Origin of the sequence: Bradyrhizobium diazoefficiens (assembly GCF_016612535.1) — a bacterium.
Lineage (GTDB): Bacteria > Pseudomonadota > Alphaproteobacteria > Rhizobiales > Xanthobacteraceae > Bradyrhizobium > Bradyrhizobium diazoefficiens_C.
The window spans coordinates 1,409,958-1,425,054 of the sequence record NZ_JAENXS010000001.1 but is presented as its reverse complement, the minus strand read 5'-3'; the positions used below and the strand labels follow the sequence as shown (position 1 = coordinate 1,425,054).

The following is a 15,097-nucleotide window of genomic DNA, read 5'->3' as shown; positions in this document are numbered from 1 at the left end:
CGGATTATTTCTTGAGGTCGCTGAGATTCCAGCAGGCCGTCTGGCTGTCGGCGTTCTCCTTGGTGATCGGAATCAACGTCGTGTACTCCGAGCCCTTGACCGAGCCGGGCTTGACGCCCGACGACAGCAGCCATTTGATCGTGCCCGCCATCTGCGCCGCCTGAGTCGGCACGTCGTAACTCATGTTGAGATCGAAGGCGCCGGACTTCACCAATTCGCAGGCGCCCTTGCGCTCGCCGCCGCCGGATGTTGTGAGGAACACCTTGCCGGTGAGGCCGGCTTCCTTGACGGCTGCTGCCGTGCCGATGTCCATGCCGTCCCAGAAGCCGACGATGCCGCAGAGGTCGGGATTCTGTTTCAGGACGGTTTGCGTGATCGCCTTGGCCTTGGCGGCGTCCCAATCGGCCGCCTGGCTCGACACCACCTTGATCTCGGGGTGCTTGGCGAGCACGTTCTCGACGCCTTTGAGCGTATAGGCGCTCGCGGCCGCCGACAGTGCGCCCTGGATGATCGCGATCTTGTTCGACTTGCCCTCGCAGGCCTTGACCACGGCTTCGGTCTGACGTTCGCCGATCTCGACCCAGTTGGCGCCGACGAAGGCGGAGCTGCGATAGGCAGAACCCATGTTGATTTGGATGACGTAGATGCCCTCGTTCTCGGCCCGCTGCAGCAGCTTGGCATAGGTCTGCACGTCCGGATTGTGGACCACCATCACGGCCGGTTTCTCGGAGATGAGCGAGGTGACGGCCTGCGCGCCAGCATTGGTGTTCCAGTTGGCGTCGCGGATGACGAACTTGACGCCGAATGGCTCGAGTTCTTTTTTCAGCCCGGCATACCAGCCCTCGGTTAGGTCGAAGTTCATCGCGACCGGCACGTAGGCCACGGTCTTGCCGGCGAGCGCTTCCTTGAACGGCTTCTGGAACGGCTCGTCCAGACCCTGCTGGGCGAGAGCCGGTCCGGTCAGTGCCACGAGAGTCAGTGCGGCGAGGGTCACCCTTGTCGTGTTGCCAAAGGTCGTCATTGCTTCCTCCTTGGTTGTAATTGTCGTTCTTGTCCGTCGTTCAGATATCGCCCTGCTGTGCCGTTTCTTCGTTGCGCGGATTCAGGAAGGAATCCGTGAGGACGGCGAGCAGCAGGACCACGCCCTTGATGAGATTTTGTCCGGCGTAGGAGATGTCCATGATGGTCATGCCGTTGAGCATGGTACCGATCAGCAGCGTGCCGATGATCACGTTCAGCACGCCGCCACGACCGCCTGAGAGCCCGATGCCACCCAGCACGACGACGAGGATCACATCGTAGATCAGCGTCGAGTTGAAGACGCGGGTCGGCATGGAATTGACGGATGCGGCCATCACCAGGCCGGCGAAGCAGCCGATCAGGGCGGCGACCACATATTGCAGCACGATGATCGGGCGGGACGGAATGCCGGTGACACGCGCGGCGTAAGGATTATCCCCGATCGCGTAGATATAGGCGCCCCAGCGGGTCTGGCGCAGCAGGAACGCGACCACGATACAGGCGATCGCGAACATCACGATCGAGGTGGGAATGCCGAGAATCGTGCCCTGTCCGAGCCGCTCGAAGCCGTTCATGCCCGGACTCCATTGTACGACGTCGAGCTGGAACAGGGCGGCTTGCCCAAGCCCGGCAAGCAACAGGCCTGTCGCCAGCGTCGCAAACAGCGAGGGCACCTCGGCATAGGCGATCAGCCAGCCATTGACGAGGCCGAAGGCGATCGTGAGCAGCACGGCGGTCAGCAGCGATAACGGCAGCGAATGACCGTTCTGCACCATCTGAAGCACGAGTCCCGGGGGCACCGCGAGCGCCGCGATCAGCGAGATGTCGATGCCGCGGCCGATCACGACGATCGCCATGGCCAGGCCGAGGATGCCGAGCACCGCCACGTTCTGGAGCAGTGTCAGCATGTTGTCCGCCGTCAGGAAGCCGTTCAGGAAGATCGAGAACACGAGGAACAGCAGCGCGAAGACGGCGAAGACGATCTCCTGTTGGTTAAATCGGAAATGCTTCATCGCGGTCCTTCCTGCAAATCATGGGCGCGCCATTTGTCGTGGCGTTGATTGGGCCTGGGAGAGTGCCGTAAGCACACCGGGCGCCGCCGCCGCGAAGAGAATGATCAGTAGCAACCGGGAGCTTGCTATCGAACGGTACATCGAAATCGTCGAGGCCGGGGGGCTGCCTCTGTGCGATGGTGGAGGCACGATGGCATTCGATGCGCGTGCGCAGCGCTTCCATCGGGAATGCGTTCGTCCACAGTCGCCGGCGCGCGAGATTCACGCTGCCTCCCCAAATTTCGTCCCGGACCTTTTTGCGTTGTTATGGTCCGGGCGTGGGCTTTGCGCCCTTGTTCGTCATTCGTAGCGCAGAGAGTGGCTGCCGGACAGGGGGCGGCCAGAATTTTCTGAGAGAGCGCTCGCTCTTATTTTCGGGCGATGTTGTGCGCCAGCCTAGATTTGCTTCTCTGAAGCGTCAATTCTTGCGTGACGGCGCCACGGTCCCAACTGGATTTGACGTGGCAGGTTGCGCCGATTACGCTTTGTGTAAACTCGAAAATGCGTGAGAGCGATAGCCTGATCAGTGCCCGGGCCGATCTTCACGCAAATCGCCAATTCCCGGGGGACGGAAATGTCGAGCGACATCGCAGCCACCATCTCGAAAGCGCGCGAGCATTCCATCGGCGATCTCCTGCGCCGCGCAGGCAGCCGCGAGCCGAGCAAGCTTGCGGTGAGCTGCGGCAATGTGAGCTGGACCTTTGCCGAGATGGACGCCATCTGCAACCGGCTCGGCCGCGGCCTGCTCGGCCTCGGGGTGAAGAAGGGCGATCGCGTTGCGGTGCTCTCGCGCAATTCGCACGCCTTTGCCGTGCTGCGCTTCGCGTTGGCGCGGATTGGCGCGGTGCTGGTGCCGATCAACTTCATGCTCAATCCGGACGAGATCAATTTTATCCTCAAGAGCTCAGGCGCAAAGCTCCTTGCGACGGGGCCGGATTTCGTCGAGCCGGCCAAGGCCGCAAGCGCCAAGGATTGCGCGGTCGAGAAGATGATCTGGCTGCCGGGCGAAGATCCCGCCACCGCGCCCGCCGGCCTCACCAGCTTCGACGCTCTCCTTCATGCCGACGGCTCGTGCCTCGAGGCCTCCGTCGACAGCCGCGACCTCGCGCAGATCGTCTACACCAGCGGCACGGAATCCCTGCCCAAGGGCGCGATGCTGACCCATGAAGCCGTGATGTGGCAGTATGTCAGCTGCATCATCGACGGCGGCATGAGCGTGGACGACAAATTCCTGCACGCATTGCCGCTCTATCACTGTGCCCAGCTCGACGTGTTCCTGGGGCCGCAGCTCTATCTTGGTGCCTCCGGCGTCATCACGGGCAAGCCGACCGCCGACAACATCCTGGCGCTGATCCATGCGCACAGGATCACCTCGTTCTTTGCGCCGCCAACGATCTGGATCGCGATGCTGCGCTCGCCGAATCTCGACAAGACAGACCTGTCGACGCTGCAGAAGGGCTATTACGGCGCCTCGATCATGCCGGTGGAAGTTCTGCTCGAGCTCCAGCGTCGCCTGCCCGCCGTAAAATTCTGGAACTTCTACGGCCAGACCGAGATCGCGCCGCTCGCGACGGTGCTGCGGCCCGAGGACCAGCTGCGCAAGGCCGGCTCGGCCGGCAAGCCGGTGCTCAATGTCGAGACGCGCGTGGTCAATACGGCGATGGAGGATGTGAAAGTGGGCGAGGTCGGCGAGATCGTCCACCGCTCGCCGCATCTGTTGTCCGGCTATTACAACGATTCCGTCAAGACCGCGGCGGCGTTTGCCGGCGGCTGGTTTCACTCCGGCGATCTCGCCACCGTCGATGACGAGGGCCACATCACCGTAGTCGACCGGGTCAAGGACATGATCAAGACCGGCGGCGAGAATGTCGCGAGCCGCGAGGTCGAGGAGATGGTCTATCGCATCCCTGCGGTCTCCGAGGTCGCCGTGGTCGGCCTGCCCGACCCGCGCTGGATTGAGGCGGTCACAGCCATCGTCGTAGTCAAGACTGGCGCGACGCTCGACGAGGACGCCGTGGTGGAACATTGCGCCGGCCAGATGGCGCATTTCAAGGTGCCGAAGCGCGTGATCTTCGTCGACAGCCTGCCGAAGAACCCGAGTGGCAAGCTGCTCAAGCGCGAACTGCGCCAGCGCTTCGTCGGCGGCGAGGCGCTCGACAAGGCGGTCCAGAAGAACTTTGGGCCCTGAGTGCTCTTCGCCTCTTCCGGCAAGCAGGAGGAGAGAGGAATTCTAGACTAGCTCAATACTTCTTCACGTGCATGCCGAACGCCAACCAGAGCGCCACCGATGCAAGGCCAAAGCCGCCAAGCAGCAGGAAGGTCGGGCCGTAGCCGATCCATTCCGCGATCCAGCCGCCGAGTGCTGGACTGAGGCTTGCCCCGACGCCTTGCACGGTGATGACGGCACCCTGGCCGAGATTGATGCGGCCGGTGCCGTCAAGCGAGCGGGCAACCATGCCGGGGACGGCGACCGTTTGGAGCCCGGTGCCGATGCCGTCGAGCACTTGTACGGGCACAACACCCCACCAGCCGCTGAGAAAATACGCCAGCACACCGCGGACGGGCAGGAACATGAAGGAAACCAGGATCACCGGCCAATAGTTGCGTTTCCCCGCGACCTGCATGCCGATCAGGGACGTCACGACCATCACGCCCTGCGCAATGATGACAATGGTCGCAACGAAGCTTGGGCCGTTGGCCTGACCCGCGCTCACCGCGGCAAGGCCATAGAGCGGCACGATGGCGGCGTTGCCGAGATGAAAGATGGCCAATGCCAGCGCCAGCACCAGCAGCGGCTTGTGCCTGAAGAGAACGGAGAGACCTGCCGGCGGGTTTTTGCTCTCATCTTCCTTGCTGCCGCGGGCCTGGCGGTCATCGATGGCCTTGGCCGGAATCATCAAGACGCAAGCCACCGCGACGGCGCCGAACACGGCAGCCAAAACGAATACCCAGACGTAGCCGAATTTGTAGCCGAGATAGCCCGATAGCGCCGCGCCGACCATGTTGCCCGCATGGTTGAAAGCCTGATTGCGCCCGTTCAGCGCATTGAACCCCTTTTGCTTGGCGATGCCGAGCGAGATGCCGGTGACCGCCGGCACGATCGCGGCGCTCGCCAGCGATTGCGCCACTTGCGAGAACGTCACCGCCCAGAAATTTTGCGAGATCAGGATGATGGCGGAGGCCAGCACCACGCAAATACCGGGGATGACGACCCACAGCCGCTTGTTGCGGCTGGAATCGATGAAGCCGCCGATTGGCGTCGTGACCAGCATGCCCGCGACATTGCCGATGGTCATGGCGGTGCCGATCAACCCGCTCGCCCAGCCGCGTTCCTGCAGGAACACGCCGACGAAGGGCCCGATGCCCGACTGCATGTCGGCCATGAAGAAGTTGATGGCGTACAGGGGCCAGAGACGGGGGGAGGGCGGGCGCGATGTCATCGAGACGCTAAACGTGATGCTGCCGGTCGACTGTGGTCTCGCGCGCAGGCGGACATGGCCGGCCGTTTGTGCCGGGGCGGACCGGAAAGTAACCTGCGCTAACCGCCTTGGTTCCGATCGGACTTGCGATCGCGGGACCGCGATGTCATTTCTTCTTTGCGACCGTCTCATTTCTGGATCAAGGCCATGCCCCTCTGGACCTGCGAAACCTGCGGCGCCCAATTTTCAGACAGCGGAAAGCCGCCCGTATCCTGTCCGATCTGCGAGGACGAGCGGCAATATGTGAACTGGAAAGGGCAGACGTTCCTGGCTCGCGAGGCGCTCGCCGGACGCTGCCGGCTCGTCTGGCGCGACGATCTCGGTCTCACCGGTATCGCGCTCGAGCCGAGCTTTGCGATCGGGCAGCGCGCGCTGCTGGTCCCCGATGGCAAGGGATGCGCGATGTGGGACTGCATTCCGCTGGCAACACCGGAAGCTATCACTTATGTCAAATCGCTCGGCGGCCTGACAGCGATCGCGATCTCGCATCCGCATTATTATGGCGCGCTCGCAGACTGGAGCGACGCTTTCGGCGGTGTGCCGGTCTATCTTCACGCCGATGACCGCCAATGGGTGACGCGGCAGCACTCCCCGATCGTGTATTGGACCGGCGATCATCATCGCATCTCGGCCGACGTCCTGCTGCTCCGCACGGGCGGTCATTTCGCGGGTGCCACCATGTTGCACGATGCGCACGGTGCCGACGGCAAGGGCGCGCTGCTGACTGGCGATATCGCACAGGTGACGATGGACCGCCGCTTCGTCAGCTTCATGTACTCCTATCCGAATTACATGCCGTTGAGCGCGGCAGCGGTACGGCGGATCGCGGCGGCCGTCGAGCCGCTCGCCTTCGATCGCATCTATGGCGCCTGGTGGGGCCGCAACATCGCCTCAGGCGCCAAGGCCGCCTTCGCGGCGTCGGTGGGGCGATATATCGCGGCCATCGCCTGATCTGAGCGACGTCCCCGAAACTTCCTTGCCTTCATCTAATAACTGTACTAAACGTCCAGTTATTGAGCGCGACGCAACGATGCGTTTGCCCGCCCGGCACGATCGATGCATCGTTGTTTCAGCGGCGCGCTCTGCGGCCGCATGAGCGGGAGTTGGGCATGACGGAGCAGCGAGATTACGAGATCTTCGAGGCTGGCGATGTTGCGCTCCAATCCGGCGCCGTCTTTCCTGCGCTGAAGCTCGCTTACAAAACCTTCGGTACGCTGAACCCGGCCAAGGACAACGTCATCCTCTATCCGACCTCGTTCAGCGCGCAGCACTATGACACCGAGTGGCTGATCCAGTCCGGCGGCGTGCTCGATCCCGAGCGCTACTTCATCGTTATCCCGAACCTGTTCGGCAACGGTCTTTCGTCCTCGCCGTCGAATACCGTCGCTCCGTTCCCGCAAATGACTTATCACGACGCTATCGCGGTTCAGCACAGGCTGCTCACTGAGTGCTTCGGCATCTCAAAGCTTGCGCTGGTCTATGGCTGGTCGATGGGCGGCATGCAGGCCTATCACTGGGCGGCCCTCCATCCCGATATGGTCGAGCGCGCTGCGGTGGTCTGCGGCAGCGCGCGCTGCGCGCCATACAATTACGTTTTCCTCGAAGGCGTAAAGGCCGCGTTAACCGGCGATCCCGCGTTCCGCGACGGACGTTTCGTCGAAAAGCCTGCCGCCGGATATCGCGCGATGGGGCGCGTCTATGCCGGCTGGGCGATGTCGCATGCCTTTTATCGCGACGAGGTCTGGCGCGAGGCGGGCTTCACCTCCCTCGAGGATTATCTCGCCCGCGCCTGGGATGCGACCTTCGCCCGGCGCGACGCCAATGATCTCCTGGCGCAGGTCGGCATCTGGCAGCGTGGCAACATCAGCCGCTGCGCGACGTTTAGCGACGATTTCGATCGGGCGCTTGGCGCGATCAAGGCCCACATGCTGCTGATGCCGGGTGCCACCGACCGCTATTTCGATGTTCGTGACAACGAAGACGAAGTCGGCAAGCTGACCAACGCGAAATCCGCCATGCTCCATCCGATTCCCTCGGTGCACGGCCACCGCGCCGGCAACCCCGTCAACAACCCGCCCGATCACGCCTTCCTCAAGGCCGAGATCGCCGCACTCCTCAGCAAATAGGGTAGGCCCCGCCATGACTGACGCTACCGTTTCAGAGCCGGGCCATCGCCTGAAGCCGTTGACGCCGGCGATGCTGCGCGACTTGTCCGTGCGATCCAACCTCAAGGGCGCCGCGCAAAGCTTCAGTCATTACGGTCTGGTCGTGCTGGTCGGCGCGCTGATCTGGAAGGTCTCATCGACCTGGAGTGTGCTCTGGGCGTTGCCGTTAATGGTGGTGCAGGGCTATTTCGTCGCCTTCCTGTTCATGGCGGTGCACGAGACTGCGCACAAGACGGCGTTCAAAAGCCGCGGCCTCAACCTCGCGGTCGGCTATCCCTCAGCCTTCATCATCGGACTGCCTTACGAATATTACTGCCTGTTTCACTGGGACCACCACCGCTACACCCAGGATCCGGACAACGACCCGGAGCTGATCGTCGGCGTGAAGCCTAAATCCGACACGCAACTCGCGATCGCTTATAGCGGCCTGCTCCAGGTCGCCGGCCGTCTCTGGCTGATGCTCGGCCATGCCGTCACAGGCCAGGTCGTCGTGCGCTGGATCCCCGAGAACAAGCGCGCCATTATCGTGACCGAAGCTCGCACCTATGCCGCACTTTATGCCCTGCTGCTTGCGCTCTCGCTGTGGTTCTCGTCAGCGCTGCTGCTCTGGGTCTGGATCGTCCCGCTGATCGTCGGGCAGTTCTTCCTGAGGCCCTATCTCTATGCCGAGCACACCGGCTGCGAGCGGACCCGCAGCGCGTTCCAGAACACCCGCACCACCTATACCGGTGCGCTCGTCAAATGGTTTGCGTGGAACATGCCCTATCACGTCGAGCACCACGCCTATCCCTCGATCCCGTTTCACGCGCTACCGAAGCTGAACGGAATCGTCGACGGCGAGATCGTCTATCGCGGCCGCGGCTACATCAGAACGACGCGCGAGACCTGGGCCTGGTTTCGCCGGCAGCGGAAGAGTGCTTAGTCTAGCCAAATGCAAAACTCCGGCCGCAGCGCGACCGGAGCTTTGTCGTGAAGGCAGGATATCAATAGATCCCGTAGGCGCAGACATTCACGACGCGCACGCGTGCGCCGTGGCGGGTCTGGATGACGCGCTCCTGGTAGCAGTTGCTGACGCTGGTGTTGACGTAGACGCCGCCGAAGCCCCAGCCGGGGCCCCAGTGGTGGAAGCCGTGGGCCGATGCGGCGGTGGGCGCGAGTGCGGCGGCGCCGAGCGAACCGGCGGCGATCAGACCAAGTGCAAGCTTACGAAACATTCTCATTCTCCAGTGTGGCGCGAAGCCGTTGTTGTGTCCCTGCTTCTCGGTCGAGGCGACGCGCGAACGCGTTCACATGGTGAGGCGAGAATCGTGTTTCAGGATCGTTTCGCGGTCTGCGGCGGAATGCGCCGCCGTCAGGCTTTCCGCGCCGCGCGATAGCGCGCGGCCATCGCCTGCGTCATCTCGGCCATCTTCTCGCGGAGGTCCGCGGGTTCCAGCACTTCGGCCTCGGCCCCGAGCCGCAGCAACTCGGCCGCGGCATGCCATGAGGTCTTGCCGGTCGGTACTCTGGCGATGCGCCAGCCGTCGGCATCGGTGGTCTCGTCGATCTGCGTGCGCGCCCTGACATAAGGCTGGCTCAGCGCATCGAGCAGCTTGACGCCGATTGGCGACAGCCGCACGATCGCGACGTTCGGATGCATCTCGGCTTCGAGCCGCAGCGTCGCGTTCTGCCAATAGGTGGCGAGATCGAAATCGGCGGGACGATCGATGCGCTCGTCGAGTGCCGTGCAGTCGAGCACGCGCGCGACGCGATAGGTGCGCACGCTGCCGTCGACTTGCCCCGCGAGATACCAGCTGCCGCCCTTCAGCACGAGGCCGAGCGGCGCGACACGGCGCTGCTTCTCGGCGCGCCAGCTCTGGTAGCGGATTTTGATGAGCGTTCCGCGGAGAGCTGCGCCGGCAATCGCGCGCAGATGTTTGGGTTCTTCCGCTTCGCCGAACCAGCCCGGCGCGTCCAGGTGAAAACGTTCCTGCATGCGCCCGGCATCTTCGCGCAAGTTCGCGGGCAGCGCCGCCATCAGCTTGTTCCGCGCGGCGATCATCGCGGCATCCAGCCCGAGCGCCGCTGCCGGGCCCGGGAGGCCCGCGAGGAACAGCGCGCCCGCTTCGCTCTGCGACAACCCATTCAGGCGCACGCGATAGCCGTCGAGCAGCCGATAACCGCCTTCCGCGCCGCGATCGGCATAGACGGGGACACCGGATGCTGCGAGCGCGTCGATGTCGCGATAGATTGTGCGCACCGACACCTCGCAGGCCTCGGCAAGCTCGGGCGCGGTGACCTGCCCCTTGGCTTGGAGGGTGGTGAGGATCGACAGCATCCGGCTCGCGCGCATGATCCCTTAAACCATACCTGACACAAGATGTCAGGTATCCGCCGCTACAAGATGTGCCATTGCAAGCCCGCCCGAGGGAGACCGCCATGACCGATCCGAACCGCATCACGCTGTATTATTCGCCGCAGAGCCGCGCCACTGGCACGCGGGTGCTGCTGGAGGAGCTGGGGGCGCCCTACGATCTCCACGTTCTCAACATGAAGGCAAGCGAGCAGCGCCAGCCCGCCTATCTCGCCATCAATCCGCTCGGCAAGGTGCCGGCGATCCGCCATGGCGAGGCGCTCGTGACCGAGCAGGTCGCGATCACCATCTATCTCGCCGATCTGTTTCCCCAGGCGGGGCTGACGCCCGCGCTGAGCGATCCGCTGCGCGGCCCCTATTTGCGCTGGACCGCCTATTACGGCTCCTCGTTCGAGCCCGCCCTGATCGACAAGTTCATGCAGCGCGAGCCGGCGCCGATCACGCAGTCGCCCTATGCCGACTACGACACGATGCTCGGCGCGCTCGAGACGCAATTGTCGGAGGGACCGTATCTGCTCGGCGAGCGCATGACCGCCGCCGATGTGCTGTGGGGTATCGCGTTCAGCTGGACCATGATGTTCGGGATCGTGCCGAAGAAGGACGTTTTTGCCCGCTACGCCGACCGCATGACCTCGCGGCCGGCGTTCCAGCGGATCACTGCGGCCGACGCCGAGATGGCCGCGCAGCATGCCGCGGCGGCTGGCGGGTGAATGATCCGGGGTTGCAGATGACGAAGCCGATGCATACGACCAACTGCTTCAACACCTTCATCCGGGTTGCCGAAGACTGTCCTGCGCGTACTGGCGAGGAGCCCCCGCTGCGCGCGGGAAAGCCGACGGTGGCGTGCCTGCAATACGGGATGATCGCCAAGGCACCGTACAAATACACGTCCGACGACGTGATCTTCGCGACCTCTGCGTCGGGACGCGAGCTCGATGTGAAGGCGACGAAAACGGAGAAGCATGCGGCCCGTGAAGCGTTCTTCTCCCGCGGGCAGGCGTGCATGAGGGCGTCGAGCCTGGGCAAGCGCTTCGGCTGGGGCGTTCATGCCGACAGTGAGGGCCGGATCGCGATCTACGCCATCGACAGCAAGCGCTACCAGTCGCTCGCCCGCGATCCCAAGCTCACGCAGGTGCGCGCGATGCGGTCGAAGCGGGCGTGATCAGAATCTTGGAGCCCTCTTCTCCCCGAACGCTTCGATGCCTTCCTTGATTTCGTCGCCGCGCATGCTGTCGCGGTGACGCTGGTCGGTGGCCTGCTCGTCCAGCTCGCCGCGGGCGAATTCGTTGATCGCACGCTTCATGCCGCGCATCGCGTTCGGAGCATTGCCGGCGAGAATGTTGGCGAGCTTGTCGACTTCCTCGTCCAGAAATTCCACCGCCACCATGGCGGTGAGATAGCCGATACGCAGCATCTCCGAGGCGGTGATCTTCTGCGCTGTCAGGAACAGCTTCTTCGCATTGTCGACGCCGAGCCGCGTCACGTAGCGCTTGATGCCGCTCCTGTAATAATGCAGCCCGAGTCGCGCCGCCGGCATGAACATCTCGGCGGTGTCGATTCCGATGCGGAAATCGCAGGCGAGTGCGAGGTCGGTCGAGCCGCCATAGACGCCGCCATTGAGCCGGCAGATCGTCGGCAGGCCGAGGTCCTCCAGCCGGTTGACGACGACTTCGAAGGCCGAGCCCGCGCTCTGCTGCTCGTTGGCGCTCACTGCCCGCTCGGCGACCGAATTCAAATCGTAGCCTGCCGAGAATGCGCGGCCCGTACCCGTCAGCACCAGCACGCGGATCGCGGGATCGGCCTCCACCCGGTCGAACAGCTTTACCAGTTCGCCGAGATCCTCCGCCTGGAGCCGGTTCAGATGCTTTGGCCGGTTCAAGCGGATGGTGGCGCGTGCACCATTGATTTCGAGCACGGGGCCACTGGCCGCCTCAGTGGTCTCCGACATTGTTGTCTCCATTTATCTGTTTTCGAGCGTGCGCCGCCTGGCTTCCGCGTCGATGGTCTCGGCGAGATCGGGGTGCCGCGCCATCAGCACGCGGAAGTCGACGAGATCGAGCACCAGCAGCCGCGACACCTTCGTGGTCGAGACATTGGCGCCGCGCATGTTGTTGCCGAGCAGCGCCATCTCGCCGAAGAAAGCACCCTCGCCGAGATGCACCTTCTTGCCGGGCAAGTCGACCGCGACCTCGCCGGCGGCGATGAAATACATGCAGTCGCCCTGCTGGCCCTTCCGGATGATCATGGTGCGCGCGGGCAGTTCCATGGTGCGGAGCATGTGCGTGACGTCGGCAATGGCCGCAGGCCCAAGCGCTGCGAAGAACGGCACCTTGCTGACGGATTCCCAAGTCTTGAGGAAATTGTCGCGTCGGGTCTCGGCGGCGAAGCCGGTCGCCAGGATACCGGTCCAGAGGCCGAACACGCCGAGGCCGGAGATCATCACCAGCGCGGCCACAATACGCCCGAGCGGTGTGACCGGCACGGCGTCGCCGTAGCCGGTCGTCGTCAAGGTCACCACCGCCCACCACAGCGCGGCCGGCACGCTGCCGAAGGTCTGCGGCTGCACGTCCCGCTCGAGAAAATATTCGGCGACGGAGGCGAGGAACACCACCATCAGGAAGATCACGAGCACGCTGAGCAGCGGGCCCCATTCGAACGCCAGTACCCGGCGAAGCTGGCGCAGGCCAGGAATGCCGGGCACCACCTTCAGCACCCAGAGCACGCTGAACAACCAGGCCGTCTTGGGTTCGGCGCCCAGAATCAGCGCGGCCGGCACCGCCAGCGCCCCGACGGCATCGACCAGGCCGGCGGAGGAGGACATGTAGAGTGCCAGTCGGTGCTGCAGCGCCATGTGGCGCAACCGGACCACCCATTCAAACACGAAATAGGCGAGGCAGGCCCATAGCAGCAGGTCGACCCATCGGTGCGCCGTCTCGTAGGCTGGATCGACAGTCAACAGCACCATGCTGAGCACACCGACGGTCACGGCCACATAGGCGGCCTTGGTCATGTTGCGGCCGGCCGTAGCGGCCACGAACTGGGCCAGAGCGGGAAACATCGGCTTGGGCATGCGGGATGGCGGCTCAGTCTGGTGCTTGCGTCCCGGCTGGGACTTCGGCGTCAAAGTGCCTGCCCGCACCGAGGCCGTCAACGACGGCAGGGGCAACAGGAGCACTCAGCACGGCGTCCGACGCAGGACCAGACTCAGCGGCTATTTGAAGTGCGGCGGCTCGTCGTAGCCGCGCCGGCTGCTCAAAAACAGCAGCATCATCAAGCCGATGCCAACGACGACGGAGAACCCCGCGCCCAACGCCAGCGCCACGTAACCTTCCGTCGGGATCGGGTCGCCCCCGACCGCCATGGCCGAGTAGGCGAAGTAACCAACCGCAACCAGCATTCCCAGCATGATGATGAGAAGGAGCATACGCATGGTGCGTTCTCCGGTTGTGCTAGGAGAACCAACGGTTGCACCGGGGAAACGGTTCCAGGGTCGGCGCTGCGATTCGCGCTAAAAAGCTGAACGAGCCGGTCCTGAGTCGCGAATCGATAGGTCAGGCGCTCTGAGCTGTCTTCACCACCACGACATTGCTGTCTTCGGGTGGGGGGAGGGGGGCGGCGATCTTCTCGACCTCGCCGGCGTGGCGCTTCAGGTAGTCACGGCGCATGCCGATCTCGTCGCGGACGAATTCGTAGCCGAGCTTGAAGGTATCGAGCCCGTCGGTACTGATCGTGCCGTCACGCAGGCCGATGACGGCGCCGCGCAGGATGCTCTCGAGTTCGTCCTGGAGACATTCGAGCTGGTCCAGCGAATGGGCGTGCTCGATACGCTCGCCGATATCGAGGACGGCGGTGGAGAGCTGGCCAGCCTTCTCCGGCGCGATCCGGGTAATCTTGGCGTAGATCGCGGCGAAGATCGAGCCGATGACGCTGAGCGCGGCGGCGCCCAGATACATCAGGTCGCTGTACTTATCCATGAACGACTTGGTGTCGTCGTTGATGTAGTCGGCTGCCCCCTGATGCGCCATCACGAAGGCGTCCTTCTCGACGGAGGCCGGCTCGATGTGGGTCGCGAAGCCGCTGTCGAGCCCGAGTGCGGACTTGTTCTCGTAGACGATGCGCGCGATGTCGCCGGCAATGGTCGCCGACATCTTGGATTGCGCGACCAGCAACCATTCGAGCCCGATCGTGTCGAGGTCGTCGTCGGGAATCTCCGGCGAAACGGACAGCGTGCCGGCGGTCAGCGTTTCGTCGGAAATGCCGGGGAATTTGCGCGCCAGCGCCTTGGCTTCGTCGATCGCGTTCAGCGTGAAGCCGCCGCGCTTGGCGACTTGTTCATAGGCCTTGTCCCGCACCGCCTTCGAGGTGTGGACGATGGCGATCACCGCGCTGAAGCCACTTGCCGGTGCAAACAGCTTGTCCAGCGTCGCGCCTTGCGGCGCCATTTGAATCTTCACAGCGTCCGGTCCGTCGGGGATGTCGAGGATGTTGCGGACGAAGGCGAGCGAGGATTCGTTCTCGGCGAGAACCGCGACCTTCTTCTTCTTCAGCTCGGCCAGCGACTTGATCTTCTTGTTGCCGGGGCCGAGCAGGAGCACGAGATCGTGCTCCAGGATCGCGAGCGTGCGCGCCCGCAGCGGCACCTTGGCGTCGGTGCGCAGGACTGCAAGATCGGCCTGCTTGTGATCGAACTGGGCGAGCGCCTTGGCATTGTCGGCATTGTTGACGATCTTGATCCGGAAACGCGAGGCGTTGTTCTTCAGCAGTGTGGCGAGCTTGGTCGCGAACAGTGCTTCGTCGCTGGTGGGAGCGCCGACGGCAAAGGTCAGCGTCTCTGAATTGTGCAACCACGCGCGGCCGGCCCAGACGGTGGCAAGCGACAGCAGCAGGGTCAGCACGACATACAGCAGAACCTGCTGCTGATTGGTCTTGATCACCTTGGGACGCCGGGGCGGCGCTTCTCTCGACGAGGTAGGGCCTTCAGCACTCATGGCAGCACTCTGGCCTTATTCTGATATTGCGGGCGGCACG

16 protein-coding genes are annotated in these 15,097 nt (G+C 63.7%); 6 read left to right on the top strand and 10 right to left on the bottom strand.

What is annotated here, in order from left to right; translation table 11 throughout:
• Positions 1 to 4 precede the first annotated feature (4 nt).
• From JJE66_RS06815 to JJE66_RS06805, 3 genes are read right to left on the bottom strand one after another with little or no spacing between them, the layout of a single operon-like run.
• Positions 5 to 1,021 carry a sugar ABC transporter substrate-binding protein gene (locus JJE66_RS06815; protein ID WP_200513336.1) on the bottom strand — a complete coding sequence of 339 codons (1,017 nt, stop codon included), beginning with the start codon at positions 1,019 to 1,021 and terminating at the stop codon, positions 5 to 7.
• Between the two features lie 40 nt (positions 1,022 to 1,061).
• A complete protein-coding gene (locus tag JJE66_RS06810) occupies positions 1,062 to 2,033 on the bottom strand; it encodes an ABC transporter permease (protein WP_200513334.1) in 972 nt (323 codons plus the stop codon).
• Complete coding sequence (locus tag JJE66_RS06805; RefSeq protein WP_200513332.1) at positions 2,014 to 2,298, bottom strand: hypothetical protein; 285 nt, start codon at positions 2,296 to 2,298, stop codon at positions 2,014 to 2,016. The genes JJE66_RS06810 and JJE66_RS06805 overlap by 20 nt, the downstream gene beginning before the upstream one ends.
• A 348-nt stretch (positions 2,299 to 2,646) precedes the next feature.
• Between JJE66_RS06805 and JJE66_RS06800 the strand changes: the two genes are divergently transcribed.
• The gene (locus tag JJE66_RS06800) at positions 2,647 to 4,260 is read left to right on the top strand and encodes an acyl-CoA synthetase (RefSeq protein ID WP_200513330.1); all 1,614 of its coding nucleotides are present in this window, start codon (positions 2,647 to 2,649) and stop codon (positions 4,258 to 4,260) included.
• Between the two features lie 52 nt (positions 4,261 to 4,312).
• On the opposite strand, the gene JJE66_RS06795 is transcribed toward JJE66_RS06800, so the two are convergent.
• Complete coding sequence (locus JJE66_RS06795) at positions 4,313 to 5,512, bottom strand: MFS transporter (RefSeq protein ID WP_200513328.1); 1,200 nt, start codon at positions 5,510 to 5,512, stop codon at positions 4,313 to 4,315.
• A gap of 186 nt (positions 5,513 to 5,698) precedes the next feature.
• Here JJE66_RS06795 and JJE66_RS06790 point away from each other — a divergent pair, with 186 nt between their 5' ends.
• From JJE66_RS06790 to JJE66_RS06780, 3 genes are all read left to right on the top strand, one after another.
• Complete coding sequence (locus JJE66_RS06790) at positions 5,699 to 6,502, top strand: MBL fold metallo-hydrolase (protein ID WP_200513326.1); 804 nt, start codon at positions 5,699 to 5,701, stop codon at positions 6,500 to 6,502.
• Positions 6,503 to 6,660: 158 nt separating this feature from the next.
• A complete protein-coding gene (locus JJE66_RS06785; protein ID WP_200513325.1) occupies positions 6,661 to 7,677 on the top strand; it encodes an alpha/beta fold hydrolase in 1,017 nt (338 codons plus the stop codon).
• Positions 7,678 to 7,690: 13 nt separating this feature from the next.
• On the top strand, positions 7,691 to 8,638 hold the full coding sequence (locus tag JJE66_RS06780) for a fatty acid desaturase (RefSeq protein WP_200513323.1): 948 nt from the start codon (positions 7,691 to 7,693) through the stop codon (positions 8,636 to 8,638).
• A gap of 61 nt (positions 8,639 to 8,699) precedes the next feature.
• Here the strand turns inward: JJE66_RS06780 and JJE66_RS06775 are convergent, their stop codons facing one another.
• Positions 8,700 to 8,930 (bottom strand): hypothetical protein, encoded by a 231-nt coding sequence (locus JJE66_RS06775; protein WP_200513322.1) that lies wholly within the window; start codon positions 8,928 to 8,930, stop codon positions 8,700 to 8,702.
• 137 nt (positions 8,931 to 9,067) lie between these two features.
• A complete protein-coding gene (locus JJE66_RS06770) occupies positions 9,068 to 10,048 on the bottom strand; it encodes a YafY family protein (protein WP_200513320.1) in 981 nt (326 codons plus the stop codon).
• An 86-nt stretch (positions 10,049 to 10,134) separates the two neighbouring features.
• Between JJE66_RS06770 and JJE66_RS06765 the strand changes: the two genes are divergently transcribed.
• Both JJE66_RS06765 and JJE66_RS06760 read left to right on the top strand, forming a co-directional pair.
• Positions 10,135 to 10,779, top strand: coding sequence for a glutathione S-transferase family protein (locus JJE66_RS06765; protein WP_200513319.1), 645 nt, complete (start codon positions 10,135 to 10,137; stop codon positions 10,777 to 10,779).
• Positions 10,780 to 10,796: 17 nt separating this feature from the next.
• Complete coding sequence (locus tag JJE66_RS06760; RefSeq protein ID WP_200513317.1) at positions 10,797 to 11,231, top strand: DUF6157 family protein; 435 nt, start codon at positions 10,797 to 10,799, stop codon at positions 11,229 to 11,231.
• On the opposite strand, the gene JJE66_RS06755 is transcribed toward JJE66_RS06760, so the two are convergent.
• From JJE66_RS06755 to JJE66_RS06740, 4 genes are all read right to left on the bottom strand, one after another.
• Entirely contained in the window at positions 11,232 to 12,017 is a 786-nt protein-coding gene (locus JJE66_RS06755) for an enoyl-CoA hydratase/isomerase family protein (protein WP_200513315.1), read from the bottom strand.
• 12 nt (positions 12,018 to 12,029) lie between these two features.
• Entirely contained in the window at positions 12,030 to 13,139 is a 1,110-nt protein-coding gene (locus tag JJE66_RS06750) for a cyclic nucleotide-gated ion channel (RefSeq protein ID WP_200515283.1), read from the bottom strand.
• A 141-nt stretch (positions 13,140 to 13,280) separates the two neighbouring features.
• Positions 13,281 to 13,499: a hypothetical protein gene (locus JJE66_RS06745; RefSeq protein WP_200513313.1), complete on the bottom strand. Its 219-nt coding sequence runs from the start codon at positions 13,497 to 13,499 to the stop codon at positions 13,281 to 13,283.
• Positions 13,500 to 13,620: 121 nt separating this feature from the next.
• Positions 13,621 to 15,057: a TAXI family TRAP transporter solute-binding subunit gene (locus tag JJE66_RS06740; RefSeq protein ID WP_200513311.1), complete on the bottom strand. Its 1,437-nt coding sequence runs from the start codon at positions 15,055 to 15,057 to the stop codon at positions 13,621 to 13,623.
• Between the last annotated feature and the right edge of the window lie 40 nt (positions 15,058 to 15,097).

Bases quoted from the DNA above. Each gene is read 5' to 3' on its own strand.
- JJE66_RS06815 (WP_200513336.1), bottom strand. From the start codon at position 1,021: ATGACGACCTTTGGCAACACGACAAGGGTGACCCTCGCCGCACTGACT.
- JJE66_RS06810 (WP_200513334.1), bottom strand. From the start codon at position 2,033: ATGAAGCATTTCCGATTTAACCAACAGGAGATCGTCTTCGCCGTCTTC.
- JJE66_RS06800 (WP_200513330.1), top strand. From the start codon at position 2,647: ATGTCGAGCGACATCGCAGCCACCATCTCGAAAGCGCGCGAGCATTCC.
- JJE66_RS06795 (WP_200513328.1), bottom strand. From the start codon at position 5,512: ATGACATCGCGCCCGCCCTCCCCCCGTCTCTGGCCCCTGTACGCCATC.
- JJE66_RS06790 (WP_200513326.1), top strand. From the start codon at position 5,699: ATGCCCCTCTGGACCTGCGAAACCTGCGGCGCCCAATTTTCAGACAGC.
- JJE66_RS06785 (WP_200513325.1), top strand. From the start codon at position 6,661: ATGACGGAGCAGCGAGATTACGAGATCTTCGAGGCTGGCGATGTTGCG.
- JJE66_RS06780 (WP_200513323.1), top strand. From the start codon at position 7,691: ATGACTGACGCTACCGTTTCAGAGCCGGGCCATCGCCTGAAGCCGTTG.
- JJE66_RS06775 (WP_200513322.1), bottom strand. From the start codon at position 8,930: ATGTTTCGTAAGCTTGCACTTGGTCTGATCGCCGCCGGTTCGCTCGGC.
- JJE66_RS06770 (WP_200513320.1), bottom strand. From the start codon at position 10,048: ATGCGCGCGAGCCGGATGCTGTCGATCCTCACCACCCTCCAAGCCAAG.
- JJE66_RS06765 (WP_200513319.1), top strand. From the start codon at position 10,135: ATGACCGATCCGAACCGCATCACGCTGTATTATTCGCCGCAGAGCCGC.
- JJE66_RS06760 (WP_200513317.1), top strand. From the start codon at position 10,797: ATGACGAAGCCGATGCATACGACCAACTGCTTCAACACCTTCATCCGG.
- JJE66_RS06755 (WP_200513315.1), bottom strand. From the start codon at position 12,017: ATGTCGGAGACCACTGAGGCGGCCAGTGGCCCCGTGCTCGAAATCAAT.
- JJE66_RS06750 (WP_200515283.1), bottom strand. From the start codon at position 13,139: ATGCCCAAGCCGATGTTTCCCGCTCTGGCCCAGTTCGTGGCCGCTACG.
- JJE66_RS06745 (WP_200513313.1), bottom strand. From the start codon at position 13,499: ATGCGTATGCTCCTTCTCATCATCATGCTGGGAATGCTGGTTGCGGTT.
- JJE66_RS06740 (WP_200513311.1), bottom strand. From the start codon at position 15,057: ATGAGTGCTGAAGGCCCTACCTCGTCGAGAGAAGCGCCGCCCCGGCGT.